The sequence below is a fragment of the Seminibacterium arietis genome (assembly GCF_042675725.1).
Lineage (GTDB): Bacteria > Pseudomonadota > Gammaproteobacteria > Enterobacterales > Pasteurellaceae > Seminibacterium > Seminibacterium arietis.
In genome coordinates this window covers 23,348-47,323 of the sequence record NZ_JBHTJN010000001.1, presented here as the reverse complement: position 1 = coordinate 47,323, position 23,976 = coordinate 23,348, and the positions used below count along the sequence as shown (strand labels likewise).

The following is a 23,976-nucleotide window of genomic DNA, read 5'->3' as shown; positions in this document are numbered from 1 at the left end:
GAAACGATTCCGTTGATTTGCTAATAAACAGGATTAATTATCCTAATGAACGGATTTTAAACGCCAACTATCTAAAAATATTACTTTTTGTTGTTACAACGAGTTGTTTTTTTTTAGAAGAGGGGTTAAGATCAAAAAGGACACTGAATTGTGTTTTAGTTTCAACTTTTTGAAACACAAATTTATTGATAACTACTAATAGAGGATTAGACAAATGAAAAAAACAGCAATCGCATTAGCTATCGCTGGTTTAGCAGCAGCTTCAGTAGCACAAGCAGCACCACTAGCAGATACATTTTACGTTGGTGCAAAAGCAGGGCGTGCAACTTTCCACGATGGTGTAAAAATTTCAGAACCTAACGGAGGAGTTATTCGTAGCTCTGTTACTTACGGTGTGTATGGTGGTTACCAAATTACCGATAACTTCGCAGTAGAGCTAGGTTATGATTACTTTGGTCGAGCAAAAGATCGTGAATATGGTAAAACTGTGGGTAAACATACTAACCACGGTGTTCACTTAGGCTTGAAAGCAAGCTATCCTGTATTAGACGGTTTAGATGTGTACGCCCGTGCAGCAGCAGCATTAATTCGTACAGATTTAAAAGAATATAGTGAAGACGGTGAAAGAACTCATAGCTTGAAAGTGTCTCCAGTTTTTGCTGGCGGTATTGAATATAACTTACCTTCATTACCAGAATTGGCATTACGTGTAGAGTACCAATGGGTAGAAAATGTAGGTAAATTAAAAGATAAAGACGGTAGCGTGGTTGACCTCAGACCAGATATCGGTTCTATCAACGCTGGTTTATCTTACCGTTTCGGTCAAACTCGTGCAGTTGAGCCAATGGTTGTTGACAAAACTTTCGCCTTAAGCTCTGACATTCTTTTCAAATTCAACAAAGCGTCTTTGAAAGAAGGTGGTAAAGGTCAAGAAATCTTAGATGGCATTTATGGTGAAATCGCTCAACTTAAAGCGGCACAAGTAAATGTTGCAGGCTATGCAGACCGTATTGGTAGCGATGCATATAACCAAAAACTTTCTCAAAAACGTGCAGAAACTGTAGCAAACTACTTAGTTGCTAAAGGTGTTGCTCAAAACGTAATTTCTGCAGCAGGTTACGGTGAAGCTAATCCAGTAACTGGCAACAAATGTGATGCAGTGAAAGGACGTAAAGCACTTATCGCTTGCTTAGCAGATGATCGCCGTGTAGAAGTTTCCGTAAAAGGAACTAAATAATTTTAGTTACTTTTAAAAATTAATTTTAAGCCCAAACATCTGTTTGGGCTTTTGTTTTGTTAATTGATACTCATTTAGTTGAGTAATAGATTAAAACCCCCTATTCCTTTAATTTTAAGGGTTTGGGATGTGTTTTCGTTCCGTTATTATGCGGTTTTGCATAAATTTATTTTTAATAAATTCAATATGTTAAAAAATGGTTTCGGAACGAAAATGTGATATTATTTTTTAAAAATAGGGCGGTGGAATTTTTGCGATTTGTGACGTTAGAGGAGTTCATCTGTTGGTTTTAATACTTTTTCTTTTCTGATGTAATGTTGAGTCATTTTTTGTGAAGTATGTCCTAGATTTTTTTGTGCTTGTTCGCTATTTGCGAATAATGAAATATCAGTTGCTGCTTTGGCTCTCATATCTCTTATTTGGATTTTAGCGATTTCATTAGCGAGTTCAGGGAATTGTTTCATTGCTTTTTTTCTCAATTCCTTGAAATAATTTGATAGAGTGGCAGCGGTTAGTTTTCTGTTGTAGTGATTGAGGAAAAGCCAGTCGCTGTTGGTTAGTCGTCTTTCTACGATTTCTTTGAATTTTCCTACAATTTCAAATCGCACTTTTTTCCCTGTTTTTTGTTGTGTGATGTGCAGAATGTTGTTGTGTATATGAGATTTGTGGATATTGCATAGGTCAACGGGGCGTTGACCTAGTAAATATGCGGTGTCGATGATGTCTTTCATAAGTTGATTAGCACATTGGTAGATTTTTTCTAACACAAAATCTTCGGCATAAACGTCTCTGAATTTTATGGAGTATTTTTTTATGCCTTGTGATGGTGATGTTTTGTTGGTGTAGCCACATTCTCTTGCGTAATTCCAGATGGTGTTAAATACGCTAATATCGATATTTGCTGCTGCAGGTGTTTTTTTACGCCACTCAAGGTATTGTTTGATGTGGCGTGGTTCGATTTTGTCTAATGGAGCGGGCGGATCGCCAAAAAATTGGCATAGTAATTTGATTGCTCGTTGATTAGCCTTTATAGTGTTGTTGGCTTTTGATGGTAACACTAACTCTTGATAACGTTTAGCAACATCGATGAAAAAGACGTTTTCGGGGATTTTAACCCATTGGTAGTTAAGTTTTGCCGCTTCAAGGATTGCACTATATCGATCTGTTCCAAGTGATTTTTCTTTCTTGTCGCTGGTGACATAGAAGAAGTAATCTATAAAAGTGCCGTTTTTTCTTTTCCGTCTTCGACATAAGAGATTTTGTGGTAAGTCTTGATTCTCTTTTTTTCTAGGTCTGCCCATGATGATTCTCCTTATCGCTTGATGATATTTGGCTCCCAACTGTCATGAATTGTTTTTGGCGGTTGAGAGCGTGTTTTAACACTGTCGTAATCTCGTCTAACAATAGGGTAGCCACTGGCTGTTTGGATAAACTTGATCCCCTGTTTGATAAGTTGTTCTTTTATTTTGCTTTTGTTTTTTCTCCCTGTGATGTAGGCTAACTCTTCAGGAGAAAGATAATCTCTGTGAATGTCCATCGTTAATCCCTATAAAATTAATGAAGTGTTGGATAGAATGAGGCTAGAATAGTCGCATAGAGAGTGTTTTTTTCATTATTCCACAAACGTCATTCTTTTGTAGATTTCTCTTACTCGTTCAACATCTTTTGCACAATATTGAGCTACTTCGTTGATTTTGCCGTCTTGGATGTATTGCCATACTTTTGATCCGTCAATATCGCCTTTTTGTTCAATATCAAGTACTTTGCATAATTTGTCGAGAGAGACAGTGTTTCCATAACCTGCCCATTCGGTCATGGTGTCATAGATATTGTGACGAAGTGGGGTGTAGCAAGGTTTGATACGGTTGATCACAGAGCGTTGAAAGATAAAGCGATCATCAAATTTAGTAATGTTATGTCCGATCATAAGTGGTGTAGCTTTAGTGATATGTTTGCGTAACCAGTCGTTAAATTGAGTTAAAATGCGAGTTTCCCGATCTGGTAATTGCCAATCTTCGCAATAGAACAAAACAGGTGAAGTGTCATCAACTGCTGCACCGATAACTACAATTTCACCAAATGCACCATCAAGAGCGGTCTTGTTGACGACTTCGGGTTTATTTTCTGCTAACCATTTTTCAATTGTTTCAGGATTTTTGTAGTTAGCAGGGGCTTTGAGATTTTCACAAACATAGTTTTTGATTTCGTTGTTTTGTGTTGGGATTGTTTCAATGTCTAAATTGTTCAAAGCTTCACGCTCGAGCCGTGAGGCTTGTTCGGTGGCGGCTTTAAATTGTTTGGCTTTTTTTAACCGCTGTTTCTTTTCTTGAATTACCTCTAAATAGGTTCTTTGTTGTGGTTTTATTTCATAATGTCGGCTCATGCTGCGTTACTCCATTGTTATTCTTGTTGCATTGTGGTTTTTTATTCCACTCTGATTTGTAGGCGTGCGATTTTGATTAAATCTTCAAGCGGTTGTCTGACTTCAGCTCGAGTGATGTTACTGATGTATTGCTCAAATTCGTTTATGGTTCCGCAAAAGACTTGTTTTGGTAGTTCTTCTACGTTGTTGCAGCAGCTTGCATTGACTAAGATGTCGCTTTTGCCTAAGTAGAATGTAATGTTGTAGCCGTGGTCGGTGATGTTGCTGACGGTGAAATAATTTGAACGAGTGAACATGTCGCCGTTTTGTTTGATGTGGGCAACATCGCCGATTGTGGCGTAACCGTATATTTTGGCGTCTTTGCCTATTCTGGCATTTTTAAAAATAATGGCTTGCCCGCAGATTTCGGCGTTTTCTTCTACTATGGCGTTGTTGAATATGCTGGCGTTGGCGAATACTTTCGCGTTGTCGTAGATCCAGCAGTCGCCCAGCTGTGAGAGATTGCCCATGTGTTCAATATAACCGCCTTTGTCGCCTTTGCTGACATCGGCAAAACTTTTTAAGGCTTTTATACGATAGAGTGTTCTGCCTTTGTATTGTATGGTTTCATCTGCGATGATGTCGTATTTGATACCGTTCATTAGTGTGTTCCTTTTGCGAGTTCGGTTTGTGGTTGTTGCTCTTCGTGCCAGCGTTGCTCCGCTTGTGCTTTTAATTCGGCTAATTGTTCTAGGCTGTAGCCTTGGGATTGGTACCAGTCTTCAAGGCTATCTGTATTTGTGATTTCCGCTTGTTGGGCGGTTTTAACTGGGTCTGTTCCGCAACTGACGGCTAATGTTGCTCCTAAGATAATAGCTGCACAGCAATAGTAAAATTCTGATTTCATGTTCATTTTGGTGTTCCTTGGCTAAATTTAGGTTGAGTGAAACCGCCACACTGGAAAAGTGCGGTCGGTTTCTCGGGAGTCTTAACGTAAGTAGTGAACTAATTTATTTTCTGTATGATTTTGTAGATGTGGGTTAGAAAAAATAAAGTCTTCAATCTCTTTTTTCCATACCTTGTTTTTCATCTGCACTAGATTTTTCATAATGATTTTCTCTGAACTTTGTGCGAGATTGTAACTGGCAACACCGAGATTAAATGCTGTTTTATAGTTTCTGTGGCTTTCAAGTTCTGAAAACAAATCCATCATTTTTTCCCACTCAAATGTAGATTCATTTAATTTAGCTATTGCTTTTGCGACAACATAAAATGCTTCTTCATCGAGTAAAATTCCACGTGTCTTCGGCGATGTGTCTGTTATGAGTTCGCCCTCTAAAACGATCTTATGAATATACTCAACCGCCATTTGAATTTGTTCTGCTGTCAGTTCATCAATATGTTGCACATTAAAGCGTTGGTGAATAAATGAGTAAGCATCTGAATAGATTAAGCCTTTTTTGCTAACGAGCATATTGACGGCATTGCGTAATCCTGTGCGGTCATCAACAGTCGTTTTGCGTTCGGCTTTGCCAAAGTGCCAGTAGTTGTAGAGTGCTTCAAAACACTCTTCTTGGTAGCAGATCACTTTTTCTTTTAAATCTGCCCGCACTTTTTCAGAGTTAATGCTAAATAGCCAGCCGTTGAGTTTTTTGATTGGCATACAGAGCATTTCACGGATTTTGCCGTCTGCCCCAACCGTTTCGATATCGAAACAGTTGAATTTTTCTTTGTTTTTATTCAATTTAATTGATTGAGATCCCCAAGATAAACCAAGAGCCTCTACAATCGGGCGAACTGCCGTATAGATAACATCTTCAACTTTTAAAGTGATTAGATCTGAACCGTAGAAAGAGATTGTTTGAGTAGTGATTTGATTAGTCATAATTGACCCCCGTTAATTTTCGAAATTTAAGAATGACCCTAAATAGGGTTGCCAAGAGGTTCGAAAGCCTAACGGTAGGCTGGACGTATTCCCATTACTGGTATTTTATTAGTCGCCCTCTCGGCATTGAGATTAACAAACACTTTCTAATGGCAGGAAAGCATTTGCAAATTTGGGGCATAAAAATACCGCTTGCTATCGGGTGCGGTTCTAACCGCCGTTAAGGTTTCGACACCTATGGGGAATAGTAGGTTAAATTTCTTCGTTTGTCAATAGATAAAAATGTAATATTTATTACAAAAAGTACTTGCGTCAAAATGTAAGTAGTACTACAATAAACACATCTAAGGCAAGGTGCTTTAGATACAAGAAAACCCCGACTTGTTGGGTTCGGGGCATTCAAAATGGAGTTTAGGATATGTTGTTCAAAGCGTTAATCCTAATTATCCTCTTAATGGTGGCAATGCCAGCGTTCTAGGATAATCCATCGGGGGAGGGCATTCCCCCGATGACTCCAATCTTAAGCTAGCTTAACCCAAAATGCAAGGAGTTTTCTATGGCAATGACAAGAGCTGAAATCAATGCAAAAAGCGATAAAAAGCGTGGTGTACGGTTGCAATCCTACAAACTTCACGAAGATGTGATTGCATTGCTTGCCGAGCTTTCCAGTCAAACAGGACTTTCTAAAACCCAAATTGTAACACAAGGAATTAAACTGTTTGCCGAAACAAAAAAGGTCGCATAACGTGCGACCAATCCCGACTTTCTGTTGAAAGTGGGTATATCCTAAATCAAAGAGCGGTGGTTTGTCAATTTAGATTTTGTTCATTGAATTGTTTAATTTTAATATTTTGTAGATGACTGGCTCCTCATCAATATATTCAACTAAAACATCAACTAAGAAAATTTTATGGTACGGGTATTCTTCATTTAATATCATTTTTTCTTTGAGTGTCTTGTCTTCAAATTTTACTCGTACAGGCTTTTGTGATACTGCAGGAATAATAGCTCTATCGTGTGCTTTGCTTTGAGCATCTGCGGTGGATGACCAGTATAGTGTCGTGTTTTGTAAAGTGTTTTCTTCTCGCTCTTTGAGTAGTTTTAATTCTCGGTTAATATTGTTTTGTGCCAATCCTGCAAGTGCATTGTCTGCGTGTAGATGTATATGTACATCGCCTTGATTATTAGAAACTTGTAAATTGAATTGTGCTTTAGGATCGATTGCGATAGGCTCTAAAATGTTATTGGCATTTTTCAACATATTCGCAGTAAGGCGTTCAGGCTTTTCGCCTCTATTCATTGCCCAATCTAAAATATTTTTCAAGTGTCCTCCAAATTCAAAAATCGCATTTGCTTGCTCAATAAGTGGATATGTGCTTGATACTAGTGCTGCAAGCTCAATAAGGAAGCAGCCTTGTGTGATTTTTTCTACATAGATATGCTGTTCACAGGGTTCAATATCAATTTTGTTGTCTTGTATAAATTGGCGATATTCTGCAGCAATACCTTCCATACTTTGACAAAAAACTGATAGCTGCAATGGCTCGCTATTATCAATTTCGATTAGTAGTTTCATATTTTTATCTATTGTGTAATGTGTTTCAGTCACCATATTCCACCTCAAATTTTAGACACAAAAAAAGCCGTTATTGAACGGCTTGTAGTGCGGTTATCTTAATCCGAATTTGGGGCGGTTGTCAAATAAAAATCCCGCCTTGTAAAGTGGGATTTGATGCTATTCTTCTGTCTTGTCTGTTTTAGGAAGCATTACTTTGCCAACAGCAAACACACCAGCAAGGGCAACTAAAACACTAATCATCACTGTAACCGATAGCCCATATTGCTCTTTATTAATCAATTCAAAACAGAACCAAACAACTAACGATACGCTGATCATTGCAAACACTAACCCTAATCCTTTTAGGAAAAGTGACCATTTAGGTATGCTATAACGATTTTCTTGCTCTTTTTCAGCTAATTTCATAATTCTATCAGCACCATTAGGAATAACACTGTTGTATTTTTCCATTTCTGTTGCCATTGGTAGCGGACCTGAATGAGAGAGCTGCTGCTGAACAAGCATAGAAATAACACCAGAAGCTTGCGGCGTTCTCAATACCTTTTCAAGCAATTCTGGTGTTTCTGCAACTTTATCAACAATCGCATTATCTTCGTTATTTGTTTCGATGAGTGCTGCTTGTTCCATTATTTAACCTTTCCATAGCTTTATACATATCCGCTCCGATCGCTTGCCAATCTTTTTGCAGATTTTCCAAATCATCTTTCGGTGAGCCTAGCTCAGTCGTTGCAAACACTGGAGCGATATTGAGTATCGAACCAAAACCAATAAGAAAATTGGCGATACATTGATGTTTTTTCATTTTCATATTGAGCACCGTATTAACAAAGCTGTGGTGTTTTATAAGTGATTTGGAATGAACCATAACCACTTGAACCGATTTTCGGTGGAACAAAAGTGACAGATTGGATATTCTTATTCACACTCGCTTTTTTCGCTTCATTCAAGTACTGCTTGGCTGAAACATTGCGAGTTTTTCTTGGAACAAGCAATCGAGTTTTAGTCATAATAAATACCTTTGTTTATGCGAAAATCCCTTGTGAAATAGGGTTTCTGTGAAAAAAAAACACTGAATTGTGGCTTGCTAACTTCCTGTTGAAAGTGAGTGGATAGTAAACGAAAAGTCCCACCTTGTAAAGTGGGATTTTGAATTATTTTACAAATTTTTGTACTGCTACCGCAATGCCGAACATCATTAGGGCAAAGACGGCTAAACCGAAAGTCATTCCTGTCATTGTGTTTCTCCTTGTTTGTGTTTGCTTTTGCGTAAATGTCTGCTGATGAGTAATGCACTGTAAGCGGAAAAACTTAATAATAGAGCGTTGATGATTTTAATCGCAAGCGTTTCATTTCCATAAAGCATTACAGGAATCGCCAGCATTGCGACTTTGGCTATATCATCGGCTATTTTAGACCACGCATCAATTGTGAGCGTAAGTTCCACCATAACGTCCTGCTTTGGCTTGTAAACCGATAGCATTAGTTTGAGCAACAAACTCTTTAACGCTAATTTTAAATCGATTTAAACCAGATTGATTTTTAATTAGGGCGAATTCGCCATAATTAAAATTAGGATTGTTTAGCTCTTCCCAAATACCGATATATTCAAGCGTATTACGGTTTCTGAGCCAATCGCTAATAAAAAATTCCCCATCTTTTGCTTTGAGCATATCCGTTAGGTTGATGTAATCTTCACCATTTTGTTCCATTACGCGAATTTCAGCATCTTTTACAATGATTACATTAGTCATTTTTACCTCTCAGATACAAAAAAAAGCCACTAAATTGTGGCTGCTGACTTTCTGTTGAAAGTGGGAGTAGTTTAATACTGAATAGGGGCGGTGTAAAGTAAAATTATTTTGAGATAGTGTACTATTTTTCTTGTGTTATAGTGTACTATCTTTTATAATAGGCGACATCAGCACGGGGCTGATAACAGGACAAAGCCCCACCTGTTGAGATGGGGCTGATAACTTGGAGTTAAGACAAGATGAAAACCTTACAAATCATCTTAATCTTGATTGTGCTGTTGTTAGTAAGTTCACCAGCTTACTAAGCACTTAAAACCGATGGGGGAGTTCGCACCTCCCCCTGAGGTCTCCAACATTTTACCAAAGATAGATCCTGAAATTCAACCTAAAATTTACTTGGGGCTAAACCTATGACTATGACTAACGCTGAAAAAGTTGCCCGTTCCGATGCCAAGCGTGGCATTATGGCTAAAACCTATAAACTGCCTCAGTCGGTTGTCGCTGAAATTGAGCAGTTGAGTGAGCAATATGGTATTCCACAAAATCAATTATTGATACAGGCAATCGAAGCGTTTAAACAGACAAAAGGGGCGTAAGCCCTTTTTTGCTAGTCGCCGTTCCAACGCTTCTAATCTGCATACTGTTTTGTTGAACTTTTAGTCAAAATTGTTTCCAACATTAACACATTGACTTTTATGTTTAAATTTAGTATAGTTTAAATGCTGTATATATGTACAGTGTTTTTTTAATGTTATTTTTAAAAGGAGAACGCATATGTCTGGATTTGTTGATTTAACTTTAGAGTCTGGTGCAAGTATTACTGTTAGTAAAACGGCAGTTTTTTATCTTCAAGAAAGTAAAAATTCCCCTCAAACTACGTTATTACACTGCGGTGGAAGCGTAACACATCAAGTGAAAGGAGGTTATGAAGAAATTAGCGTTAAATTCCCTAATTTTATTCAAACTGAGCTTTCTGATGGGGTGAAAGTTGGCATTCATGATTACAATGTATCTTACTTGGAAGAAAAGCAAAACGGTATTCAAGTACATGGTGTAGCAGTTTATTTTACTAGCGGTCCTATTGGATTGGATGTAAAAGAAAATTACTCAGACTTTAAGAAGAAATTTCATCAAATTTAATTCATATTTAACCGCCTGTTTGGGCGGTTTTTTGTTGGTTTTGTGCCGCACTTTTGGTTAAAGTGCGGTCAATTTTAGCTAAATTTAGATATATACGTATCTCAAAAAGGAATTTCATCATCAAGGTTATCTGCTAATGGGGGCGGATAAGATGATGAGGTTGATTGCCCATAAAGTTGTTGGTGGGCTTGATAATTTTGTTGTTGATCTTGTTTTCTGCGGTCGTCTTTATCTTTAATGTGTTCAATAAGCCATTTAATCCGTTCAGCTGGTTTATTTTCAAGATGCTCTGCCAAGGTTTTTTGGGTGTTGTGGAAGAATGGGCAAAGAATCTGAAAGCCGTAAGTGTCTGAACCGTCTTGTTTGGTGCGAAGGACTTTTTGCAGCATTAATCCAAGATATTTTCCCTCTAATTGTGGTGCGTACGCTTTGTTGTCTTTAAATTGTCGTGTAAGTTCAGCCACTCTTGTGCCCCCCATAATTGCTTGTATCATGTTGTGTCCGCTTTGTAGTGGGCTACCGTCTTTACCTTGATAATAGATTGAGAGGTAATTTCCTCTCAATCCCTCTTTTGTTTCAACAGTTAGTTCAAGGGATAATGCACCACTTTGAGACTGAACATATTCTGCACTGATAATTCTGCAAATATATGCTCCTGTTTCAGCGATAAAACTGGAATTACCAGCTTTTATCGCTTGTTCTTGATTGTAAGTGAATATTGTTTGTGTCATTTTTCGTTTCCTTGTGTTGGTTTGATGTCGTAGTAATTGCAAATCATTTCATCAACGGCGTTGAGGTCGTTTTCAATGAATTGAGTTTCAAATAATCCCATAGGGCTTTTTACTGTGTCGTTACCGTTGTTTTGCGTAGAGAATTGAAATTGCCCGTCATTTACTTGTGTGCGTAAACAGATAGTAACCATGCCTTCTAGCGTAATTTTTTCATCAAGCATTTTGCCAATGGTTTTGATTTTGGTTTTGCCAAATGGATCGGTTTCGACGTGCGATAAAATATAGATCCGCTTGTTCATTGGTAGCTTTAATGCGGTATTAAATACCGTCCATGCTTTTTCGCCAATGTCAGTAAATTTGTCATAGCCTTTTTCTTTCGCACGTCGCATAAATTCATTTGCCATAATGTATTGATAATCATCAATGATAATGATTTCACGCGGTGTTCTAGTCATAGCCTTGCAAATAGTTTCAGTATCATCACAGATAAAAATAGATCCGCTAGGGTTATCTCTTGTAATGGGTTGCCATTCTTTCGCCCTAAATGGAAGTGGTTTGCTAATTGACTGGATAAGAAGTGTTTTTTGTGGGTCTAGGTGGCGTAGGCTAGTTGATTTGCCCGAACCGCTTTCCCCTAAAATTAAGGTTGTTATACTCATAATATTTCCCTAAAGAAAAACCGCACTTTAAGTGCGGTGGATTTTGATGAAGTTTGGCTGTTGATTGAAATTACAATTGGTGTTGTATTCGTTTTTGGTTAGAATGTGGCGTTTTGTGTTGCACGTCTAATAGTTTGTCGATTAATGGAACTGTGTCTTTAATTGTAATTTGAATTCCATTCTACAGAGTTGAATTAATGAATTTGCGATTGTGCCGTTGTACAAGGTGAACGGCGATCTTTCGATCCCCTGCCCAGCTCATCACCCCGTTGATTGCAACGGGGGTTAGCATAATTTTTGTAAATGTTGAGCTAGCTGCTTGAAATCCATTGTTCCTGCTGCGACTTCAACCATTGTATCATCAAGTCCGTGATCGGGTTCAATTTCTATACCTTGTAGATCTAAATAGGTAAGCATTGTGACCATTGCCGTTCGTTTGTTGCCATCAGGAAAGGCGTGGGCTTTGGCAATAGCAACCGCATAAAGGGAGGCTATATCAAAGATATTATCGGTATTTTCGTAGTGCATCCAGTTGTCAATGCGTGATAATGCGCTGTCTAATTTCCCTAAATCTACCGCCCCTTTTAAGCCAGGCTCGGTTTCTAAAATGGCTTGATGAATGGCAATCACTAATTCAAGTGTAATCATTTGTATGCAAGTGCTTTGATTTCTTTGTTGTGTGTTTTAATCACACGCTTGGCTGCTGCTAATGCAACACGTTTTCCTGCTTCGCCTTTGAGTTCGATTTTTACCGGTTGAGCATTGGGTTTCATTTTATTCTCCTACAAAAAAAAGCCGTTTGGGACGGCTTGAAAGTGCGGTTATCTTAATCCGTGTTGGCGGTGGTGTCAAATTATTTTTTCTGCACAATAAAAAAGCCTGTTTGAAACAGGCTTTGCAACTGACGGCTAATGTTGCTCCTAAGATAATAGCTGCACAGCAATAGTAAAATTCTGATTTCATGTTCATTTTGGTGTTCCTTGGCTAAATTTAGGTTGAGTGAAACCGCCACACTGGAAAAGTGCGGTCGGTTTCTCGGGAGTCTTAACGTAAGTAGTGAACTAGTTTATTTTCTGTATGATTTTGTAGATGTGGGTTAGAAAAAATAAAGTCTTCAATCTCTTTTTTCCATACCTTGTTTTTCATCTGCACTAGATTTTTCATAATGATTTTCTCTGAACTTTGTGCAAGATTGTAACTGGCAACACCGAGATTAAATGCTGTTTTATAGTTTCTGTGGCTTTCAAGTTCTGAAAACAAATCCATCATTTTTTCCCACTCAAATGTAGATTCATTTAATTTAGCTATTGCTTTTGCGACAACATAAAATGCTTCTTCATCGAGTAAAATTCCACGTGGTTTTGGTTCAGGTGAGGTCAGTTGTTGTGGTTTGTTTTTATTTATTAAGATTTTTTCAATCTGTTCATCACACCAAATTGCAAATTCGACATTTAACCAACGAGCAAAGGCAACTGCTAATCTGCGGTGTAGCCAAGTTCCACCATTTGCTCCACGAGTTGTCTTTATGAAGTGGGATTTTCCCACTTCTTGATTATTTTTTGAATTACCAGATTTTCTGGTATTTGTCTGAAGGGCTTCAATATATTCTTTGGTCGCTGGTAAGGATAACCAGTCATTAGGGCGTTTACCAAAATGTGCTGCAATTGCAGTTGCGTTAAGATATGCGTCATCTTGGAAAAAAACTTGAGTACCGTTGTAGTGTGCGGTGATAATATTAGTCATAGCTAATTCCTTGTAGTTTGAGAGATTAGCCACGTTGGGTTGAGGGTGGCGGGACTCACTCTCAGGCACTACAAGTTGCCTGCTGCTAGGTATTCCCTTTACGGTATTGTATTTCCCAGCTATCGACCCGCCGTTGAATTGGCATAAAAAAACCGCTAAATCTGACGGGTGCGGAAGCCGCTTGTAGTTATTTTTTGAGAGGACTTCAGTGTATTGCGGTTTATTTCGATTGTCAATGTATTTCTTTTCAGGCAGTGCAAGCGGGGCGATTTGTTGATTATTTTGCGAAACTTCTTTGTCTAAAATATCCAGCACCCATTTGCGAAACTCTTTGGCGACTTTGGTGTGGCTAAGCATTCCGATTAGGTGGCAACCACGCAAGCTGAAAATTCTGACTTTTTGAATGCCCCCTGCGGTCTGCATATCCACAAGTGCGGTCATACAAGGAGTAAATTCGTCTTGGTGGGCGTTGTAGAGTTTAGTTACTCCAACAATACCTTGAGAATAACCTAATGCTTTACCAATATCTGAAGCTGTAAGCCAAGTTTGGTTGCTTTGATTAATAACCGAAAGAGTTTTGTTTTGGAAAGTTAAAGTTGTCATTTTTCTGCTCTCTAATCTAAGTTTTAAAAACTCATCACTACGAGGCTAAACGTTGGTGATGAACTAGATTGGATTAGCCTTACCGTTGAGCAGTGCAAACGGCGATCCGAAGATCTCCAACCTAGCTCATCATTGACAACTTTTAAAAAGGGGTAGTCAATTTGACTAGACCTTTGAAGTTTTGAAGGGGTTACCGTTTTGGTAATACCTTTTGATTTGCTAGTTTTCGGTTATAAAAAAAGTCGCATTGTGCGACTATCTTTTTCACCGCACCACTCATTCAGGAGGCTAATCCCGACTTTCTTTTGAAAGTAGGTGTAGTCTAAATGAATTTTGGGGCGATGTAAAGTAAATTAATAATCAATGTGACCTGTAACAAAAAATAAACATTGTTCTTGTGTATAGTCAATTATTGGTAATGACGGGATATTATTCAGCTTAACTATTTTTTCATTCCATTCTCCCATTCCTGACAGGTGGATCTTTTCAATAAATCCCGTATTTCTTAGACGTTCAATTTCTCTCAAAGCCCATACAATAGTTCGTTCTGTATATTGTAGGTTTTTACAAAAAAACTTAGGATCAAACTTGAAATGCTCAACATCTTGAAAGCAATCAATAAGCTCTTTTGAATATTTTGCTCTGGTATTTAAGTTTAATTCCTTTTTTTCTTGTAAGGATAGAACCTCTCCTTGATTGTAAGAGTCATCTAAAATTCGTTTAGCCAGAAATTCGATTTTGTCTTTTTTTACAAAATCATATCTATGTAAAGCATCTTTTATTCGAAGAAGAAATGCTTTTTTGAATAAAATTTCTTCCGCCGTAGTCGGCGGTTCATCTTCTCTATTTCTAGCTGTAACAAGCTCAATATCAATTTGGGGTTTTAATGCAAGATTTGGAGCAATATCTTTTTGTTTATTTTTATTGAAAAATTTCAAGAAAATAGATTTAAACATAACATCAGCCAGTAATTTAGGTATTAAAAAAGCCATTAATAAATTGTGGCTCGCTGACTTTCTGTTGAAAGTACGGTTATCTTAATCCGAAGTTTGGCGGTTGTCAATTATATATAATTTTCGCCTATCCATAATTTCTTTTACATCATCAGCATATTTTTTCATTATCTGATTTTGTTCAAAAAAGAATTTATCAAACCATTCCGTTACTTGTGTAATAGTAAACCAATGCACAAGTAATGATATTACTAATGCTATTAAAGCAGATGTTAATATTTCCATTATGTTATTCCTCAAAAGATTTATCTGTCAGAGATAAATTCAGTTACTCTCTTGTGTCTCATTGTACACGCCCAGATTTCACCTAAACCGTTATAAGGGCTATGTCTGTTCCTTGTATTCAAGGCATAACGCTGTTGATAAACAGGGGTTTTAGGGGCTTCCTGTTTGGTCTCACCATCAGGCAAATAACGGTTTTAACTTAATTGTTAAAGAGCATTGAGCCGTAGCTCGTTTTGATGCATATAATACAATATGTATTTTTATTGTCAATACAAGTTGTATTTTATTTCTTATTAAAAAATACAAAATGTATTTATTTATTTGATTTCCAAAGAAAAATATTTTTGAAATTTTTTGATTGATTGCTGAATTTGTGAGCTATGTCACATAAAGAAGTAGTAATTTAAAAAAAATTATTGTTCTTTTGTATCCAATGGGATACGATTCATTTAAATAAAAAAGGGATTGCTATGCTCGATGTAATTGAAACAACAGTATTTAATAAATGGCTTAAAGAGCTAAAAGATTTGTCGGCTAAGGCAGCTATTCTTGCTCGTATTAATAGAGCTAAAAATGGTAATTTTGGCGATTATAAATCAGTTGGTGATGGTTTATATGAAATGCGAATAATGAAAGGAGCTGGTTATAGGGTTTATTATGCACAATACAAAGATGTAACCTATTTGCTAATTTGTGGCGGTGATAAATCTACTCAGAAAGCAGATATTGCTAAAGCAAAAGCGTTATGGGAAGAAATTAAGCAGAAAGAGGGGTAAATGTATGAGTAAAAAAGTAGAATTAAAACCATTTGATATTGCTGAATATCTAGATAGTGAAGAAATGATTGCGGCATATTTAAGTGAGGTTTTAGAAACAGGTGATACTAATGAATTTATTTCTGCGCTAGGTGATGTTGCAAGAGCGAGAGGAATGACGGAATTAGCAGAAAAAACGGGGTTGGGAAGAGAAAGCCTCTATAAAACATTATCATACGGTAGTAAGCCACGTTTTGATACTATAATGAAAATTACGCAAGCACTAGGTATTAAACTTGTCCCAACGCATATCTAAAAAAACCGCCAGTGTGGCGGTTTGAATTATTTTTTATCGTGTTTTGTTAGTGCTTTATGTGTTTTCTTAATGTTACTTTGTATCTTATTGATCTTATCTTGGGATAACTTTAAATCCTCAGGTGCAGTACCTGTGTTTTGTATCATTACATTTCTAACAGCTCGCCCGACAGTCTCAGCTGCATTCTCTAAAGCGGCTTGACCTCGTATATTTTGATTTCGAATTTTAGCTTCTGTTTGCGTAACTCGGAATATATTAGCAGCAAGCTCTTCATTATTCATGTAATCAAGCAAAGATGCCTTATCATCAAATAACCCTTTTTTGTTTTTTAATGCTTTTATATTCATATTGTACATACCACGATAGCCAGCATTTTGGAAAAAAGCATAATTATCAACACCGTGCCTATATGCAATATGGCTCAAACTTTTTTCTCTATCTGAAATATCACCTCGCAAATAGACGCGATCAACCTCTTCTGCGCTTTGACAAACAGCATGGATTTCTGCTGCAAGCCCTGCAAAATAGGCTTGTGCAGCTGCGACTTTAGGATTACTTATATTACCATTCATCACAGTTAGGTAACAAGCAAAGCGAGTCATTTTTAGATCATTTGGAGTATTTGGCGACGATGTTTGAATAAAATTATCAACAATAGGAATATTTAGATTATTACATACAGCATACGCTTTATTTATAGCTTTGCTTATAGCTTGCATATCATTATAACCTAGCATCATTGCCAAATCAGACGCATACCAATATACAATGCCATTTTGATTAGCAAAGTCATCAAATGTTAGTTCATTTCCTTCTTCAAAAACTAAAGCTAGTTGCGTCATACTTTTATCAAATTTTGGTTTCATAAATAATCCTTATTATTCTATCATGAATGACAAACTCAACCAATAAAATTCATCACTTCAACTAATCACAAAGCACAGACCACCAGAAGACTTTGCTATCAACCATCAAGATGTTATGGTTCAAGATCAACAAATCTAGATTTTTTTAAAATACCCGCAACATAATACACTAGCTCAACCTCATCTATAGCTAGATTAAATGGTTTATGATCGTTGTTAATACTTGAGAATCTATATTCACCATCTTTCTGGTAATCAAGGATCTTAATCATATTTTTACCATCTTTTGTACGAATGAAAACATCATCACCATTACTAAAAGGGGATTGAGGTTCAACTAGAACAAATTCGCCACTATGTATTCTCGGCTCCATGCTTGAGCCTTTTACGCGTAAACAAAATGCTTTTGGATCAGTGGTGAAAATATTTATATAGCCAACGTGAATTTCTTCAATGTCAACACTTCCGTCTGTTCCCATCGTTGCTTCTCCAATGACCTTAACTAATCCTTTTTTTGGTATTCCTATAAACTCTATGTCTTCTATCGTTCCATCTGAATTGAGAATAACCTGATCAGCCCCAGTAGCGTTAAGCATTTTTGCTACTTCCATAAAGTTAGGAGATCTTCGTCCTGTTAACCAATGCCCAACTGCACCCTGTGTTCTTTCTATTGCCTCAGCAATATCTTCTTGCTTGAGATTTTTCTCGGACATTCGATCTCTAACGAATTCATTCCACTGTTTTTTCATAGAGCCAATACCTCTCTTTATAAATTTAACAAATTATTACACTTCGTATTAATTATTCAAAATACAAAGAGTATTTTTACCTTGAATAATTAAAATACATAATGTATTATTTAGATCGATATTTATAAGGAGTTTTTTATGAACAAAATTTATGAGTATAGAAAAGCAACAAATTTAACTCAGGGAGAATTTGCTCAACAAATAAACCTTACACAAGGTGCGTTAGGGCATTACGAGTCAGGAAGAAGAACACCAGATTTAAAAACTGCGAGAAAAATTGTTATGGCATTGAATAGAAATGGTGTTGCTTGTTCTCTAGATGATGTTTTCCCTGTTCAAAACTAATTTACCAACTAACAAACAATCTTCAAGAAAAGGAATTATTTTTCATGAATAGCAAAGAGATACAGAAATTGTTGCACCGAGATTGTAAGAACAGTTCAGGCGGTATTACTTCTCTTGCTTACACGTTAGAGAAGTCGCCAAACATTCTCAGTAATAAGCTCAACGTGGACTGCGAGCAGAACCAGCTGAGCTTTATCGAAGCGATCGAACTTATCGCCACCGTTCAAAGCAAGGAAACACTCTCCGCTATTGCAGCACAAATCGATCACATCGTTGTGCCTATGCTGAAATGTGCTGATTGTGGCCAAGATGTGCTTTCTCGATTTCTAGACATCGCGGAATCAAGCGGACGAATTGGCAAAGAGATTAAAAGTGCGGTCAGTTCTAACTCAGAACTTGGGCGTGATTTATCTCAGAACGAGAAAGAGAAAATCTTAGCAGAAGTGAAGCAGTTAATTGAGCAAGCTATCTGTTTGAAGATGGAATTAGGGCAATAAAAAGCCACAGCTAAGCCGTGGCGAATTATAAATGGGGGTCTTATGAGTAAAACCGTTTTTAATGTTAATCCAAATGAGAAACAAAGTCAAAGTCAAAATGCACGCATTTTGGCGTATATGCAAAAGGGCGGGCGGATTACTTCGTTAGAAGCGTTAGCACGTTTTAATTGTTTGCGTTTATCTGCTCGAATTAAGGATTTGAGAGATAAGGGATACCGAGTTTGTTCTCAGATGATCAAGTTGAAAAATGGTAAGCGAGTAAAGCAGTATTTTATGGAGATGGACCATGAAATCACTTTACAAGAAATAAAAAACCACTGAACAAACGGAGAAATTAAATGCGGTTAGGGCAGCGAATTAAAAATACGTTCAAATTCACCCATTTTAAACATGCTAGACCATTTACAGCTTCCACATTGGAAAGGGAAACGAACAAAACTCGCACTAGCAACTTTGAAACAGTTGGGGCAATACACCGCTTTGATGTAGCCAGTGGAGGTTTTTTTAAATGCCGCACCATGTTCAAAGATAAATTGTTCCGCTGTGCGATAACTCGCTATTTCATTCTCCAGTGCGGTGCATTTTGCTTTAGTTTCGGTCAGTTCTTTTTGAGTAGATTCGTAGGTATATCGGAGTATTTCAATCTGATCCTTGAGGAGAGCAACACGCTCAGCCAAGACGCTGTTAGTTTCCATTCCAGAGAGGATATCAAGAGTAGTTTTAGCGGAGGAGAAAATGGTCGCAATATCCATAAAAAACCTCATCAATAGTCAGTTTACGGTAAGCAATTTATATAAAAAGCCACTGTTGGAGCAGTGGCAAGGATTAGGAAAAATCGCTATGAATATTAATCTTAACGAAAAACAAAGTCAATCGCAGAATGCGAGGATTTTAGCTCATTTAAAAAATGGTGGGCGAATAACTTCGCTTGAAGCGTTAAATCAATTTGGCTGTTTGCGTCTTTCTGCTCGCATTAAAGATTTACGTGATCGCGGTCATGAAATTCATGCGGAATTTATTGAAGTGTCAAATGGTAAGCGAGTAAAGCAGTATTTTATGGAGGTTGAGCATGAAATTTAGTGATGCTTTGTACGGGATAGGTAAGCCAATAGCTTACTACAATGGATTAGCTAAGCCTTTAGGCGGTGCTAAGGTTGCCATTTTCTTTAGTCAGTTGTTTTATTGGATGGATAAAACGGATAATCCGCTGGGCGTTTATAAAACGCAAGAGGAGTGGGAACAGGAGACGGGATTATCTCGTAAAGAACAGGAAACGGCTCGTAAGAAGTTACGAGATTTAGGTATTTTAATTGAGACACATAAGCGGTTAGAGCATCGTCTTTATTATCGAATTGATTGTGAAAAATTGAATGAATTTATGGAAGAGTTGATAGCAAAAAATAAGGAGGTTGGTCAATGTATGAAGGAAGCCTCCCGCAATGTTCAAAACGTTTCGCCCGAAATGTACGAAAGTGACATTCCGACCGCACCTTTTGCACATTCGTTTTTCTCAAGAGATTACATACATAGATTACATACAAGAAATAACCCCCCTAACCCCCTAAAGGGGGAATCGGCTGACGCCGAGATGTCGGCAGAGGAATTTTATTCAGTTGAAAATTTATCACAGGATGTCAATCAAGCTGTTGATGAAAATTCAAGTGATGAGAAACCATCTGACGGTGAAGCACCAAGTGCGGTTAAAAAATCGCAATCCAGTTTGAAAATTAATTATTCAGCCGTGGCTAAGTTATTCAACGCCAGTATTGATAAATCTGAGCGTAAGTTGGCTAAGGTGGCTTTTCCTGACAAGCTTAGTGAGAAACGTAAGCGGAAAATTAAAAAAATGGCGGAGATGTTCTACAAGCGTGTTTGCGAGGATTGGATGCAGGTGTTTGAAGATTATTTCAATGATTTTTTCAGCAATGCACGTGATTTTTATTTTGGTGAGAATAATCGGGGTTGGCGGGCAGATTTTGATTTTCTGTTGCGTGAGGATGTGTTTGATAAGGCACTTGAAGGGAATTTGTAATGGATAAAATATATCACTTGGAATATGCGTTAATTGGTGCTTTGTTGAAAGCGGGGTTGACGCCTAAAGCACGAGAGATCATGACGTGGCTTGAGCCTAAAATGTTTTTGACTTTTCGCTTTGGTCAGTTATACGAGAATATTCGCCGTCAAGCACGCAAGGACAATGTGATTGATTTTGTGTTGTTATCTGAAGAGTTTGGGGAAAGTTTTGCGGATTTGGCAGAGATTATTCATCGCACGACGACATCTGCCAATCTTGAAGGTTATGCAAGACGGGTGCGTGAGAGTTGGATTAATCGTGTTGCACAGGATAAGTTATTGACAGTTGCAAAAGAATTATCGACAGCTCGTGATGGTGAGTTAGAGCGAATTACGGCAAGAGCATTAACGGAGTTAGAGCAGTTGTTGGCAGACAGGGTAGATATTAAGCCTATTTTGCTGGGGGATTTGTTGGATAGCTATGTTGAGGTATTGGACAATCGTACGAAGTCTGATTTTAATCAGCGATTGCTGTTTACGGGGGTTGAGGCGTTAGATCGAATTTTAGGCGGTATTAATGCGACGGATGTCACGGTGATTGCTGGTCGTCCAGGAACGGGGAAGACGGAATTTGGTTTGACGATAACGAAAAACATTGTTCAACGCAGTGGCTCGGTGCTGTTTTTTAGTCTTGAGATGGATAATTTTCAGTTGGTTGATCGGTTGTTGAGTGCTGGGGCAAATGTGTCTGTGTGTAAACTACGTAATCCAATGCAATTAGACCAAAGTGACTATGCTCGGATTGCAAGTTATTTAGGAGAAGCGAAGAAACAAGCCTGTTATTTTGTGGATAGAGGCGGTTTGAATGCACAAGAGATTCGTTCAATTACGGAAAATCATTTAACTCAAACAGGCGAGTTATCCGCAGTGGTGGTGGATTATTTGGGATTGGTTCGACATCCAAACCAATCTTTGAATAAACATTATCAAATTACGGAGACGATGGCAGATTTGAAGCTGTTGGCAAAAGATTTAAAAGTGCCTGTGATTTTGTTGTGTCAGTTAAATCGTGATGTGGACGGGAGAGGGGATAAGCGACCGATGAATAGCGATTTACGAGAATCAGGTTCAATTGAGCAAGATGCTAGTCAGATTATTATGCTTTATCGTGAGAAGAGTTATCGCACTGATTGTGAGCATAACTATGCGGAGTTAAATGTGACGAAAAACCGTTTTGGTGCGTTGGGTAAGGTGTATATGGAGTTTATCAATGGGCATTTTGTTGCCTGCGATCAGGCTGTTGCATTTGAGGCGATAGAGTCTATTAAAAATGATGGTGCATTTAAATCACGACATAGTAAGCAGAAGGCATCATTGGATAAATATTATCAAGGGAGAGTATTTTAATGCATTCAGTTAAGAATCAGTGGCGGACACCTCGTTGTCTTTTTAATTACTTAAATAATTTACATTTTTTTAGTATTGATGGTTGTTCTAATGGCGTTGATAGCCAATGTCATTTTTTTATTGGCGATTATCAAGGTGATGATGAAGAGATAAAGAGCGGTCAGATGTTTGGGGATTTTTTAGGTGACTTTGAACTGTTGTCTGAGGCACTTGATCGTTTTATTGATGAGCATTTTGATTTGCCTCACTTTTTTGTTAATCCGCCTTATAGTAATCCGTTGCCATTTGTTGAGCGAGCTATTGAGCTGAAAAAGGCAGGCTATTTAGTGGTGATGGTATTACCACAAGATTTATCGACTAAATGGGGTGCGTTGGTGGCCAAGCATGCGAGTGAAATTTTATTTATTACTGGAAGCCGAGTTGCGTTTATTCACCCTAAAACAGGTGAGGCTGGAGGAAGTCCGAGTAAGGGGACGATGGTGGCATTTTTCGATCCTCGTAAGCAATCTGTTGGCAATGTGGGATTTGTTGAATGGCAACACATTGAAAAATGGGGGCAGTAGTTTTGAACGTGCAGATGGTGAAAATAGCAGGGGGAACGCTTATTCCTGTTGATGATGAAAGTGCAGAGCAGATGAGTCGTTTTAAAACGGGAGATGTGATTAATGTTAAGGTTAAATTATTACGTAATCCCACTTTTCACCGCAAGGTATTTGCTTTTTTTAATTTTTGTTTTGAGTATTGGACTGCAGATAAAACGGATTGGCAATTTTTAGATAAGACGGTGCAGTTTGATACTTTTCGTAAACATTTAACTGTGTTAGCGGGCTATAGAGTGGAAACTTATACGATTGATGGGCGTGTGAGGGTGGAGGCGATGTCACTTTCTTACGAGAACATGACTCAAGAGGAATTTGAGCGATGTTATCACGCCTTGATCAATGCCGCACTTCATTATTTATTTAATAAAACAACTGATCAGAATGTTATTGAACGCCTTTACAGCTTTTTTTAAGGACGATTAATGCGAGCGAAAAAATTAAAGAATATAAATGTAAATGTTGTGGCAATTTGTTTGTAAAGACGATCAGCACAACTCAGCAGGTGTGTTCATTGGCATGTGCGATCAAATTAGGAAAGCAACAAACTCGTCAGAAGCGGGAGAAGATGAGTAAGGCAAAGCGGTTAGAAACTAAAAAAAGAATGACCGCACTTAAGGAGATGAACAAGACACATCATCAGTTGATAAGCGAAGCACAAAGTGCGGTAAATAAATATGTTCGGGTACGCGATAAGCTTAAATCATGTATTTCTTGTGGTATGCCGTTGGTGGACGAAAAATTAGGCGGTGGATTTGATGCGGGGCATTATCGAAGTCGGGGAGCAGCTCCACATTTGCGGTTTTATACGCTGAACATTCACGGACAATGTAAACGCTGTAACCGTTGGCTTGGTGGTAATTATCATGAATATAGAGCAGGGCTGGTGGAACGGTTAGGGCTTGAGAAAGTTAAGTTAATTGAGTCAGATAATCGGTCAAGGCATTATTCTGATGATGATTTAAGACGGATTAAGAAAATCTTTAACCAGAAAGCGAGAAGACTTGGAAGACGTAGGGGGTATGATGAATATTGATAGAGTGTTAATTGCTTGGGGACGATTTGCTAATAGTCGTATTGGTACGGAATATCCTTGTATTGCTGCTGGTATGAAACTCGCGGTAATGCCATTAAGTCGGTATAGTATGTTTAATTTAACAGATGAGGCTTGTTTTCTAATTGGGGAGCAGATCTTAAAATTGAAAGAGAAGCAGGATTTGCGTTATGAGATTTTGATGGCGAGATATGCCTTAAGAATTGAGGATGTAGATATTTGTAAGATATTAAATATTAGTCGTGCGACTTATTTCAATGAGCTGGCAAAAGCAAAGAGTTATATTGAGGGAGCGATTGATAGTGCGAAGATAGATATTCATTTTTTATGAAAATTTTTTGGTAAAAATGCAAAAAAAGTCTTGCTTAGTCTAGACTGAAAGTGTATGATTTAGTATATCATTGCAATAGTTGCAAAAAGAATATATTGACGCCCCTAGCTGAACCA

The 23,976-nt window shown here is 37.7% G+C and carries 38 protein-coding genes and 2 pseudogenes; 16 read left to right on the top strand and 24 right to left on the bottom strand.

Annotation, left to right across the window (positions count from 1 at the left end):
* Nucleotides 1-214 precede the first annotated feature (214 nt).
* Nucleotides 215-1,237, top strand: a complete 1,023-nt coding sequence (gene ompA / locus ACFQ02_RS00370; protein WP_380817855.1) for a porin OmpA — start codon at nucleotides 215-217, stop codon at nucleotides 1,235-1,237.
* Nucleotides 1,238-1,503: 266 nt separating this feature from the next.
* Here ompA and ACFQ02_RS00365 read toward each other — a convergent pair whose 3' ends face one another.
* From ACFQ02_RS00365 to ACFQ02_RS00340, 6 genes are all read right to left on the bottom strand, one after another.
* Nucleotides 1,504-2,538, bottom strand: coding sequence for a tyrosine-type recombinase/integrase (locus ACFQ02_RS00365; RefSeq protein ID WP_380817854.1), 1,035 nt, complete (start codon nucleotides 2,536-2,538; stop codon nucleotides 1,504-1,506).
* An 11-nt stretch (nucleotides 2,539-2,549) separates the two neighbouring features.
* The gene (locus ACFQ02_RS00360) at nucleotides 2,550-2,774 is read right to left on the bottom strand and encodes a DUF4224 domain-containing protein (RefSeq protein ID WP_380817852.1); all 225 of its coding nucleotides are present in this window, start codon (nucleotides 2,772-2,774) and stop codon (nucleotides 2,550-2,552) included.
* 75 nt (nucleotides 2,775-2,849) lie between these two features.
* On the bottom strand, nucleotides 2,850-3,620 hold the full coding sequence (locus ACFQ02_RS00355; protein ID WP_380817850.1) for a ribonuclease H-like domain-containing protein: 771 nt from the start codon (nucleotides 3,618-3,620) through the stop codon (nucleotides 2,850-2,852).
* A 41-nt stretch (nucleotides 3,621-3,661) separates the two neighbouring features.
* Nucleotides 3,662-4,261 carry a hypothetical protein gene (locus tag ACFQ02_RS00350; protein WP_380817848.1) on the bottom strand — a complete coding sequence of 200 codons (600 nt, stop codon included), beginning with the start codon at nucleotides 4,259-4,261 and terminating at the stop codon, nucleotides 3,662-3,664.
* Nucleotides 4,261-4,512, bottom strand: a complete 252-nt coding sequence (locus ACFQ02_RS00345; RefSeq protein WP_380817846.1) for a hypothetical protein — start codon at nucleotides 4,510-4,512, stop codon at nucleotides 4,261-4,263. Before ACFQ02_RS00345 ends, ACFQ02_RS00350 begins: the two co-directional genes overlap by 1 nt.
* 75 nt (nucleotides 4,513-4,587) lie before the next feature.
* Nucleotides 4,588-5,484, bottom strand: a complete 897-nt coding sequence (locus ACFQ02_RS00340) for a phage antirepressor N-terminal domain-containing protein (protein WP_380817844.1) — start codon at nucleotides 5,482-5,484, stop codon at nucleotides 4,588-4,590.
* Nucleotides 5,485-6,040: 556 nt separating this feature from the next.
* Between ACFQ02_RS00340 and ACFQ02_RS00335 the strand changes: the two genes are divergently transcribed.
* Complete coding sequence (locus tag ACFQ02_RS00335) at nucleotides 6,041-6,229, top strand: hypothetical protein (RefSeq protein ID WP_041605051.1); 189 nt, start codon at nucleotides 6,041-6,043, stop codon at nucleotides 6,227-6,229.
* A 69-nt stretch (nucleotides 6,230-6,298) separates the two neighbouring features.
* On the opposite strand, the gene ACFQ02_RS00330 is transcribed toward ACFQ02_RS00335, so the two are convergent.
* The 6 genes from ACFQ02_RS00330 to ACFQ02_RS00305 form a co-directional block, all read right to left on the bottom strand.
* A complete protein-coding gene (locus ACFQ02_RS00330; protein WP_380817843.1) occupies nucleotides 6,299-7,096 on the bottom strand; it encodes a hypothetical protein in 798 nt (265 codons plus the stop codon).
* A 123-nt stretch (nucleotides 7,097-7,219) separates the two neighbouring features.
* Nucleotides 7,220-7,690 carry a DUF2335 domain-containing protein gene (locus tag ACFQ02_RS00325; RefSeq protein ID WP_380817841.1) on the bottom strand — a complete coding sequence of 157 codons (471 nt, stop codon included), beginning with the start codon at nucleotides 7,688-7,690 and terminating at the stop codon, nucleotides 7,220-7,222.
* The gene (locus ACFQ02_RS00320; RefSeq protein WP_380817839.1) at nucleotides 7,659-7,871 is read right to left on the bottom strand and encodes a hypothetical protein; all 213 of its coding nucleotides are present in this window, start codon (nucleotides 7,869-7,871) and stop codon (nucleotides 7,659-7,661) included. Before ACFQ02_RS00320 ends, ACFQ02_RS00325 begins: the two co-directional genes overlap by 32 nt.
* A gap of 13 nt (nucleotides 7,872-7,884) precedes the next feature.
* A complete protein-coding gene (locus tag ACFQ02_RS00315; protein ID WP_380817837.1) occupies nucleotides 7,885-8,070 on the bottom strand; it encodes a hypothetical protein in 186 nt (61 codons plus the stop codon).
* Between the two features lie 224 nt (nucleotides 8,071-8,294).
* Nucleotides 8,295-8,510, bottom strand: coding sequence for a hypothetical protein (locus tag ACFQ02_RS00310; RefSeq protein WP_380817833.1), 216 nt, complete (start codon nucleotides 8,508-8,510; stop codon nucleotides 8,295-8,297).
* Nucleotides 8,485-8,814 carry a KilA-N domain-containing protein gene (locus ACFQ02_RS00305; RefSeq protein ID WP_380817831.1) on the bottom strand — a complete coding sequence of 110 codons (330 nt, stop codon included), beginning with the start codon at nucleotides 8,812-8,814 and terminating at the stop codon, nucleotides 8,485-8,487. The genes ACFQ02_RS00310 and ACFQ02_RS00305 overlap by 26 nt, the downstream gene beginning before the upstream one ends.
* 410 nt (nucleotides 8,815-9,224) lie before the next feature.
* Between ACFQ02_RS00305 and ACFQ02_RS00300 the strand changes: the two genes are divergently transcribed.
* Both ACFQ02_RS00300 and ACFQ02_RS00295 read left to right on the top strand, forming a co-directional pair.
* Entirely contained in the window at nucleotides 9,225-9,410 is a 186-nt protein-coding gene (locus ACFQ02_RS00300; protein ID WP_380817829.1) for a ribbon-helix-helix protein, CopG family, read from the top strand.
* 178 nt (nucleotides 9,411-9,588) lie between these two features.
* Entirely contained in the window at nucleotides 9,589-9,954 is a 366-nt protein-coding gene (locus ACFQ02_RS00295; protein ID WP_380817827.1) for a hypothetical protein, read from the top strand.
* Between the two features lie 101 nt (nucleotides 9,955-10,055).
* Here the strand turns inward: ACFQ02_RS00295 and ACFQ02_RS00290 are convergent, their stop codons facing one another.
* The 9 genes and pseudogenes from ACFQ02_RS00290 to ACFQ02_RS00250 all read right to left on the bottom strand — a co-directional run bounded on the left by ACFQ02_RS00290 (nucleotide 10,056) and on the right by ACFQ02_RS00250 (nucleotide 14,928).
* Nucleotides 10,056-10,685 (bottom strand): hypothetical protein, encoded by a 630-nt coding sequence (locus ACFQ02_RS00290; RefSeq protein ID WP_380817824.1) that lies wholly within the window; start codon nucleotides 10,683-10,685, stop codon nucleotides 10,056-10,058.
* Nucleotides 10,682-11,344, bottom strand: a complete 663-nt coding sequence (locus ACFQ02_RS00285) for an ATP-binding protein (RefSeq protein ID WP_380817823.1) — start codon at nucleotides 11,342-11,344, stop codon at nucleotides 10,682-10,684. Before ACFQ02_RS00285 ends, ACFQ02_RS00290 begins: the two co-directional genes overlap by 4 nt.
* 285 nt (nucleotides 11,345-11,629) lie before the next feature.
* The gene (locus ACFQ02_RS00280; RefSeq protein ID WP_380817821.1) at nucleotides 11,630-11,992 is read right to left on the bottom strand and encodes a type II toxin-antitoxin system death-on-curing family toxin; all 363 of its coding nucleotides are present in this window, start codon (nucleotides 11,990-11,992) and stop codon (nucleotides 11,630-11,632) included.
* Entirely contained in the window at nucleotides 11,989-12,117 is a 129-nt protein-coding gene (locus ACFQ02_RS00275; protein ID WP_380817819.1) for a hypothetical protein, read from the bottom strand. The genes ACFQ02_RS00280 and ACFQ02_RS00275 overlap by 4 nt, the downstream gene beginning before the upstream one ends.
* Before the next feature lies 1 nt (nucleotide 12,118).
* A complete protein-coding gene (locus ACFQ02_RS00270) occupies nucleotides 12,119-12,313 on the bottom strand; it encodes a hypothetical protein (RefSeq protein WP_380817817.1) in 195 nt (64 codons plus the stop codon).
* Between the two features lie 75 nt (nucleotides 12,314-12,388).
* Nucleotides 12,389-13,042 (bottom strand): annotated as a pseudogene (locus ACFQ02_RS00265) (KilA-N domain-containing protein); the annotation flags it as partial.
* Nucleotides 13,043-13,324: 282 nt separating this feature from the next.
* Nucleotides 13,325-13,690, bottom strand: a pseudogene (locus ACFQ02_RS00260) (BRO-N domain-containing protein); the annotation flags it as partial.
* Nucleotides 13,691-14,043: 353 nt separating this feature from the next.
* Nucleotides 14,044-14,646, bottom strand: a complete 603-nt coding sequence (locus ACFQ02_RS00255; protein WP_380817815.1) for a hypothetical protein — start codon at nucleotides 14,644-14,646, stop codon at nucleotides 14,044-14,046.
* Between the two features lie 81 nt (nucleotides 14,647-14,727).
* Nucleotides 14,728-14,928, bottom strand: coding sequence for a hypothetical protein (locus ACFQ02_RS00250; RefSeq protein ID WP_380817813.1), 201 nt, complete (start codon nucleotides 14,926-14,928; stop codon nucleotides 14,728-14,730).
* A 470-nt stretch (nucleotides 14,929-15,398) separates the two neighbouring features.
* Here ACFQ02_RS00250 and ACFQ02_RS00245 point away from each other — a divergent pair, with 470 nt between their 5' ends.
* Together ACFQ02_RS00245 and ACFQ02_RS00240 are read left to right on the top strand one after the other, a co-directional pair.
* Nucleotides 15,399-15,704 carry a type II toxin-antitoxin system RelE/ParE family toxin gene (locus tag ACFQ02_RS00245; RefSeq protein WP_380817811.1) on the top strand — a complete coding sequence of 102 codons (306 nt, stop codon included), beginning with the start codon at nucleotides 15,399-15,401 and terminating at the stop codon, nucleotides 15,702-15,704.
* A 4-nt stretch (nucleotides 15,705-15,708) separates the two neighbouring features.
* The gene (locus ACFQ02_RS00240) at nucleotides 15,709-15,999 is read left to right on the top strand and encodes an addiction module antidote protein (protein WP_380817809.1); all 291 of its coding nucleotides are present in this window, start codon (nucleotides 15,709-15,711) and stop codon (nucleotides 15,997-15,999) included.
* A gap of 26 nt (nucleotides 16,000-16,025) precedes the next feature.
* Here ACFQ02_RS00240 and ACFQ02_RS00235 read toward each other — a convergent pair whose 3' ends face one another.
* Complete coding sequence (locus ACFQ02_RS00235) at nucleotides 16,026-16,865, bottom strand: BRO family protein (protein ID WP_380817807.1); 840 nt, start codon at nucleotides 16,863-16,865, stop codon at nucleotides 16,026-16,028.
* A 113-nt stretch (nucleotides 16,866-16,978) separates the two neighbouring features.
* A complete protein-coding gene (locus ACFQ02_RS00230; protein ID WP_380817805.1) occupies nucleotides 16,979-17,614 on the bottom strand; it encodes a LexA family transcriptional regulator in 636 nt (211 codons plus the stop codon).
* 138 nt (nucleotides 17,615-17,752) lie between these two features.
* Between ACFQ02_RS00230 and ACFQ02_RS00225 the strand changes: the two genes are divergently transcribed.
* Genes ACFQ02_RS00225 through ACFQ02_RS00215 form a run of 3 tightly spaced genes read left to right on the top strand, consistent with a single transcriptional unit; the run spans nucleotide 17,753 to nucleotide 18,777 of the window.
* The gene (locus ACFQ02_RS00225) at nucleotides 17,753-17,959 is read left to right on the top strand and encodes a helix-turn-helix transcriptional regulator (RefSeq protein WP_011609559.1); all 207 of its coding nucleotides are present in this window, start codon (nucleotides 17,753-17,755) and stop codon (nucleotides 17,957-17,959) included.
* Nucleotides 17,960-18,003: 44 nt separating this feature from the next.
* On the top strand, nucleotides 18,004-18,456 hold the full coding sequence (locus ACFQ02_RS00220; protein ID WP_380817802.1) for a phage regulatory CII family protein: 453 nt from the start codon (nucleotides 18,004-18,006) through the stop codon (nucleotides 18,454-18,456).
* Nucleotides 18,457-18,498: 42 nt separating this feature from the next.
* Entirely contained in the window at nucleotides 18,499-18,777 is a 279-nt protein-coding gene (locus tag ACFQ02_RS00215) for a helix-turn-helix domain-containing protein (protein ID WP_380817800.1), read from the top strand.
* 23 nt (nucleotides 18,778-18,800) lie between these two features.
* Here the strand turns inward: ACFQ02_RS00215 and ACFQ02_RS00210 are convergent, their stop codons facing one another.
* A complete protein-coding gene (locus ACFQ02_RS00210) occupies nucleotides 18,801-19,208 on the bottom strand; it encodes a hypothetical protein (protein WP_078218118.1) in 408 nt (135 codons plus the stop codon).
* Between ACFQ02_RS00210 and ACFQ02_RS00205 the strand changes: the two genes are divergently transcribed.
* Genes ACFQ02_RS00205 through ACFQ02_RS00175 form a run of 7 tightly spaced genes read left to right on the top strand, consistent with a single transcriptional unit; the run spans nucleotide 19,192 to nucleotide 23,860 of the window.
* Entirely contained in the window at nucleotides 19,192-19,536 is a 345-nt protein-coding gene (locus tag ACFQ02_RS00205) for a helix-turn-helix domain-containing protein (protein ID WP_380817797.1), read from the top strand. The genes ACFQ02_RS00210 and ACFQ02_RS00205 overlap by 17 nt on opposite strands.
* The gene (locus ACFQ02_RS00200; RefSeq protein ID WP_380817795.1) at nucleotides 19,526-20,488 is read left to right on the top strand and encodes a DNA replication protein; all 963 of its coding nucleotides are present in this window, start codon (nucleotides 19,526-19,528) and stop codon (nucleotides 20,486-20,488) included. Before ACFQ02_RS00205 ends, ACFQ02_RS00200 begins: the two co-directional genes overlap by 11 nt.
* Nucleotides 20,488-21,876, top strand: coding sequence for a replicative DNA helicase (locus ACFQ02_RS00195; protein WP_380817793.1), 1,389 nt, complete (start codon nucleotides 20,488-20,490; stop codon nucleotides 21,874-21,876). Before ACFQ02_RS00200 ends, ACFQ02_RS00195 begins: the two co-directional genes overlap by 1 nt.
* Nucleotides 21,876-22,439 (top strand): DNA N-6-adenine-methyltransferase, encoded by a 564-nt coding sequence (locus ACFQ02_RS00190; RefSeq protein WP_380817791.1) that lies wholly within the window; start codon nucleotides 21,876-21,878, stop codon nucleotides 22,437-22,439. Before ACFQ02_RS00195 ends, ACFQ02_RS00190 begins: the two co-directional genes overlap by 1 nt.
* Nucleotides 22,427-22,891: a DUF1367 family protein gene (locus ACFQ02_RS00185; protein WP_380817789.1), complete on the top strand. Its 465-nt coding sequence runs from the start codon at nucleotides 22,427-22,429 to the stop codon at nucleotides 22,889-22,891. The genes ACFQ02_RS00190 and ACFQ02_RS00185 overlap by 13 nt, the downstream gene beginning before the upstream one ends.
* Before the next feature lie 5 nt (nucleotides 22,892-22,896).
* On the top strand, nucleotides 22,897-23,511 hold the full coding sequence (locus ACFQ02_RS00180; RefSeq protein ID WP_380818180.1) for a recombination protein NinG: 615 nt from the start codon (nucleotides 22,897-22,899) through the stop codon (nucleotides 23,509-23,511).
* Nucleotides 23,501-23,860: an antiterminator Q family protein gene (locus ACFQ02_RS00175; RefSeq protein ID WP_380817786.1), complete on the top strand. Its 360-nt coding sequence runs from the start codon at nucleotides 23,501-23,503 to the stop codon at nucleotides 23,858-23,860. Before ACFQ02_RS00180 ends, ACFQ02_RS00175 begins: the two co-directional genes overlap by 11 nt.
* Nucleotides 23,861-23,976 lie beyond the last annotated feature (116 nt).

Coding starts and splice junctions, on each gene's coding strand:
- ACFQ02_RS00335 (WP_041605051.1), top strand. CDS start 6,041: ATGGCAATGACAAGAGCTGAAATCAATGCAAAAAGCGATAAAAAGCGT.
- ACFQ02_RS00295 (WP_380817827.1), top strand. CDS start 9,589: ATGTCTGGATTTGTTGATTTAACTTTAGAGTCTGGTGCAAGTATTACT.
- ACFQ02_RS00275 (WP_380817819.1), bottom strand. CDS start 12,117: ATGAAACCCAATGCTCAACCGGTAAAAATCGAACTCAAAGGCGAAGCA.
- ACFQ02_RS00230 (WP_380817805.1), bottom strand. CDS start 17,614: ATGAAAAAACAGTGGAATGAATTCGTTAGAGATCGAATGTCCGAGAAA.
- ACFQ02_RS00310 (WP_380817833.1), bottom strand. CDS start 8,510: ATGGTGGAACTTACGCTCACAATTGATGCGTGGTCTAAAATAGCCGAT.
- ACFQ02_RS00200 (WP_380817795.1), top strand. CDS start 19,526: ATGAAATTTAGTGATGCTTTGTACGGGATAGGTAAGCCAATAGCTTAC.
- ACFQ02_RS00185 (WP_380817789.1), top strand. CDS start 22,427: ATGGGGGCAGTAGTTTTGAACGTGCAGATGGTGAAAATAGCAGGGGGA.
- ACFQ02_RS00270 (WP_380817817.1), bottom strand. CDS start 12,313: ATGAACATGAAATCAGAATTTTACTATTGCTGTGCAGCTATTATCTTA.
- ACFQ02_RS00285 (WP_380817823.1), bottom strand. CDS start 11,344: ATGAGTATAACAACCTTAATTTTAGGGGAAAGCGGTTCGGGCAAATCA.
- ACFQ02_RS00325 (WP_380817841.1), bottom strand. CDS start 7,690: ATGGAACAAGCAGCACTCATCGAAACAAATAACGAAGATAATGCGATT.
- ACFQ02_RS00360 (WP_380817852.1), bottom strand. CDS start 2,774: ATGGACATTCACAGAGATTATCTTTCTCCTGAAGAGTTAGCCTACATC.
- ACFQ02_RS00175 (WP_380817786.1), top strand. CDS start 23,501: ATGAATATTGATAGAGTGTTAATTGCTTGGGGACGATTTGCTAATAGT.
- ACFQ02_RS00305 (WP_380817831.1), bottom strand. CDS start 8,814: ATGACTAATGTAATCATTGTAAAAGATGCTGAAATTCGCGTAATGGAA.
- ACFQ02_RS00235 (WP_380817807.1), bottom strand. CDS start 16,865: ATGAAACCAAAATTTGATAAAAGTATGACGCAACTAGCTTTAGTTTTT.
- ACFQ02_RS00195 (WP_380817793.1), top strand. CDS start 20,488: ATGGATAAAATATATCACTTGGAATATGCGTTAATTGGTGCTTTGTTG.
- ACFQ02_RS00340 (WP_380817844.1), bottom strand. CDS start 5,484: ATGACTAATCAAATCACTACTCAAACAATCTCTTTCTACGGTTCAGAT.
- ACFQ02_RS00245 (WP_380817811.1), top strand. CDS start 15,399: ATGCTCGATGTAATTGAAACAACAGTATTTAATAAATGGCTTAAAGAG.
- ACFQ02_RS00345 (WP_380817846.1), bottom strand. CDS start 4,512: ATGAACATGAAATCAGAATTTTACTATTGCTGTGCAGCTATTATCTTA.
- ACFQ02_RS00320 (WP_380817839.1), bottom strand. CDS start 7,871: ATGAAAATGAAAAAACATCAATGTATCGCCAATTTTCTTATTGGTTTT.
- ACFQ02_RS00280 (WP_380817821.1), bottom strand. CDS start 11,992: ATGATTACACTTGAATTAGTGATTGCCATTCATCAAGCCATTTTAGAA.
- ACFQ02_RS00250 (WP_380817813.1), bottom strand. CDS start 14,928: ATGGAAATATTAACATCTGCTTTAATAGCATTAGTAATATCATTACTT.
- ACFQ02_RS00190 (WP_380817791.1), top strand. CDS start 21,876: ATGCATTCAGTTAAGAATCAGTGGCGGACACCTCGTTGTCTTTTTAAT.
- ACFQ02_RS00215 (WP_380817800.1), top strand. CDS start 18,499: ATGAGTAAAACCGTTTTTAATGTTAATCCAAATGAGAAACAAAGTCAA.
- ACFQ02_RS00240 (WP_380817809.1), top strand. CDS start 15,709: ATGAGTAAAAAAGTAGAATTAAAACCATTTGATATTGCTGAATATCTA.
- ACFQ02_RS00365 (WP_380817854.1), bottom strand. CDS start 2,538: ATGGGCAGACCTAGAAAAAAAGAGAATCAAGACTTACCACAAAATCTC.
- ompA (WP_380817855.1), top strand. CDS start 215: ATGAAAAAAACAGCAATCGCATTAGCTATCGCTGGTTTAGCAGCAGCT.
- ACFQ02_RS00315 (WP_380817837.1), bottom strand. CDS start 8,070: ATGACTAAAACTCGATTGCTTGTTCCAAGAAAAACTCGCAATGTTTCA.
- ACFQ02_RS00350 (WP_380817848.1), bottom strand. CDS start 4,261: ATGAACGGTATCAAATACGACATCATCGCAGATGAAACCATACAATAC.
- ACFQ02_RS00330 (WP_380817843.1), bottom strand. CDS start 7,096: ATGGTGACTGAAACACATTACACAATAGATAAAAATATGAAACTACTA.
- ACFQ02_RS00255 (WP_380817815.1), bottom strand. CDS start 14,646: ATGTTTAAATCTATTTTCTTGAAATTTTTCAATAAAAATAAACAAAAA.
- ACFQ02_RS00210 (WP_078218118.1), bottom strand. CDS start 19,208: ATGGATATTGCGACCATTTTCTCCTCCGCTAAAACTACTCTTGATATC.
- ACFQ02_RS00205 (WP_380817797.1), top strand. CDS start 19,192: ATGGTCGCAATATCCATAAAAAACCTCATCAATAGTCAGTTTACGGTA.
- ACFQ02_RS00290 (WP_380817824.1), bottom strand. CDS start 10,685: ATGACACAAACAATATTCACTTACAATCAAGAACAAGCGATAAAAGCT.
- ACFQ02_RS00220 (WP_380817802.1), top strand. CDS start 18,004: ATGAATAGCAAAGAGATACAGAAATTGTTGCACCGAGATTGTAAGAAC.
- ACFQ02_RS00225 (WP_011609559.1), top strand. CDS start 17,753: ATGAACAAAATTTATGAGTATAGAAAAGCAACAAATTTAACTCAGGGA.
- ACFQ02_RS00300 (WP_380817829.1), top strand. CDS start 9,225: ATGACTATGACTAACGCTGAAAAAGTTGCCCGTTCCGATGCCAAGCGT.
- ACFQ02_RS00355 (WP_380817850.1), bottom strand. CDS start 3,620: ATGAGCCGACATTATGAAATAAAACCACAACAAAGAACCTATTTAGAG.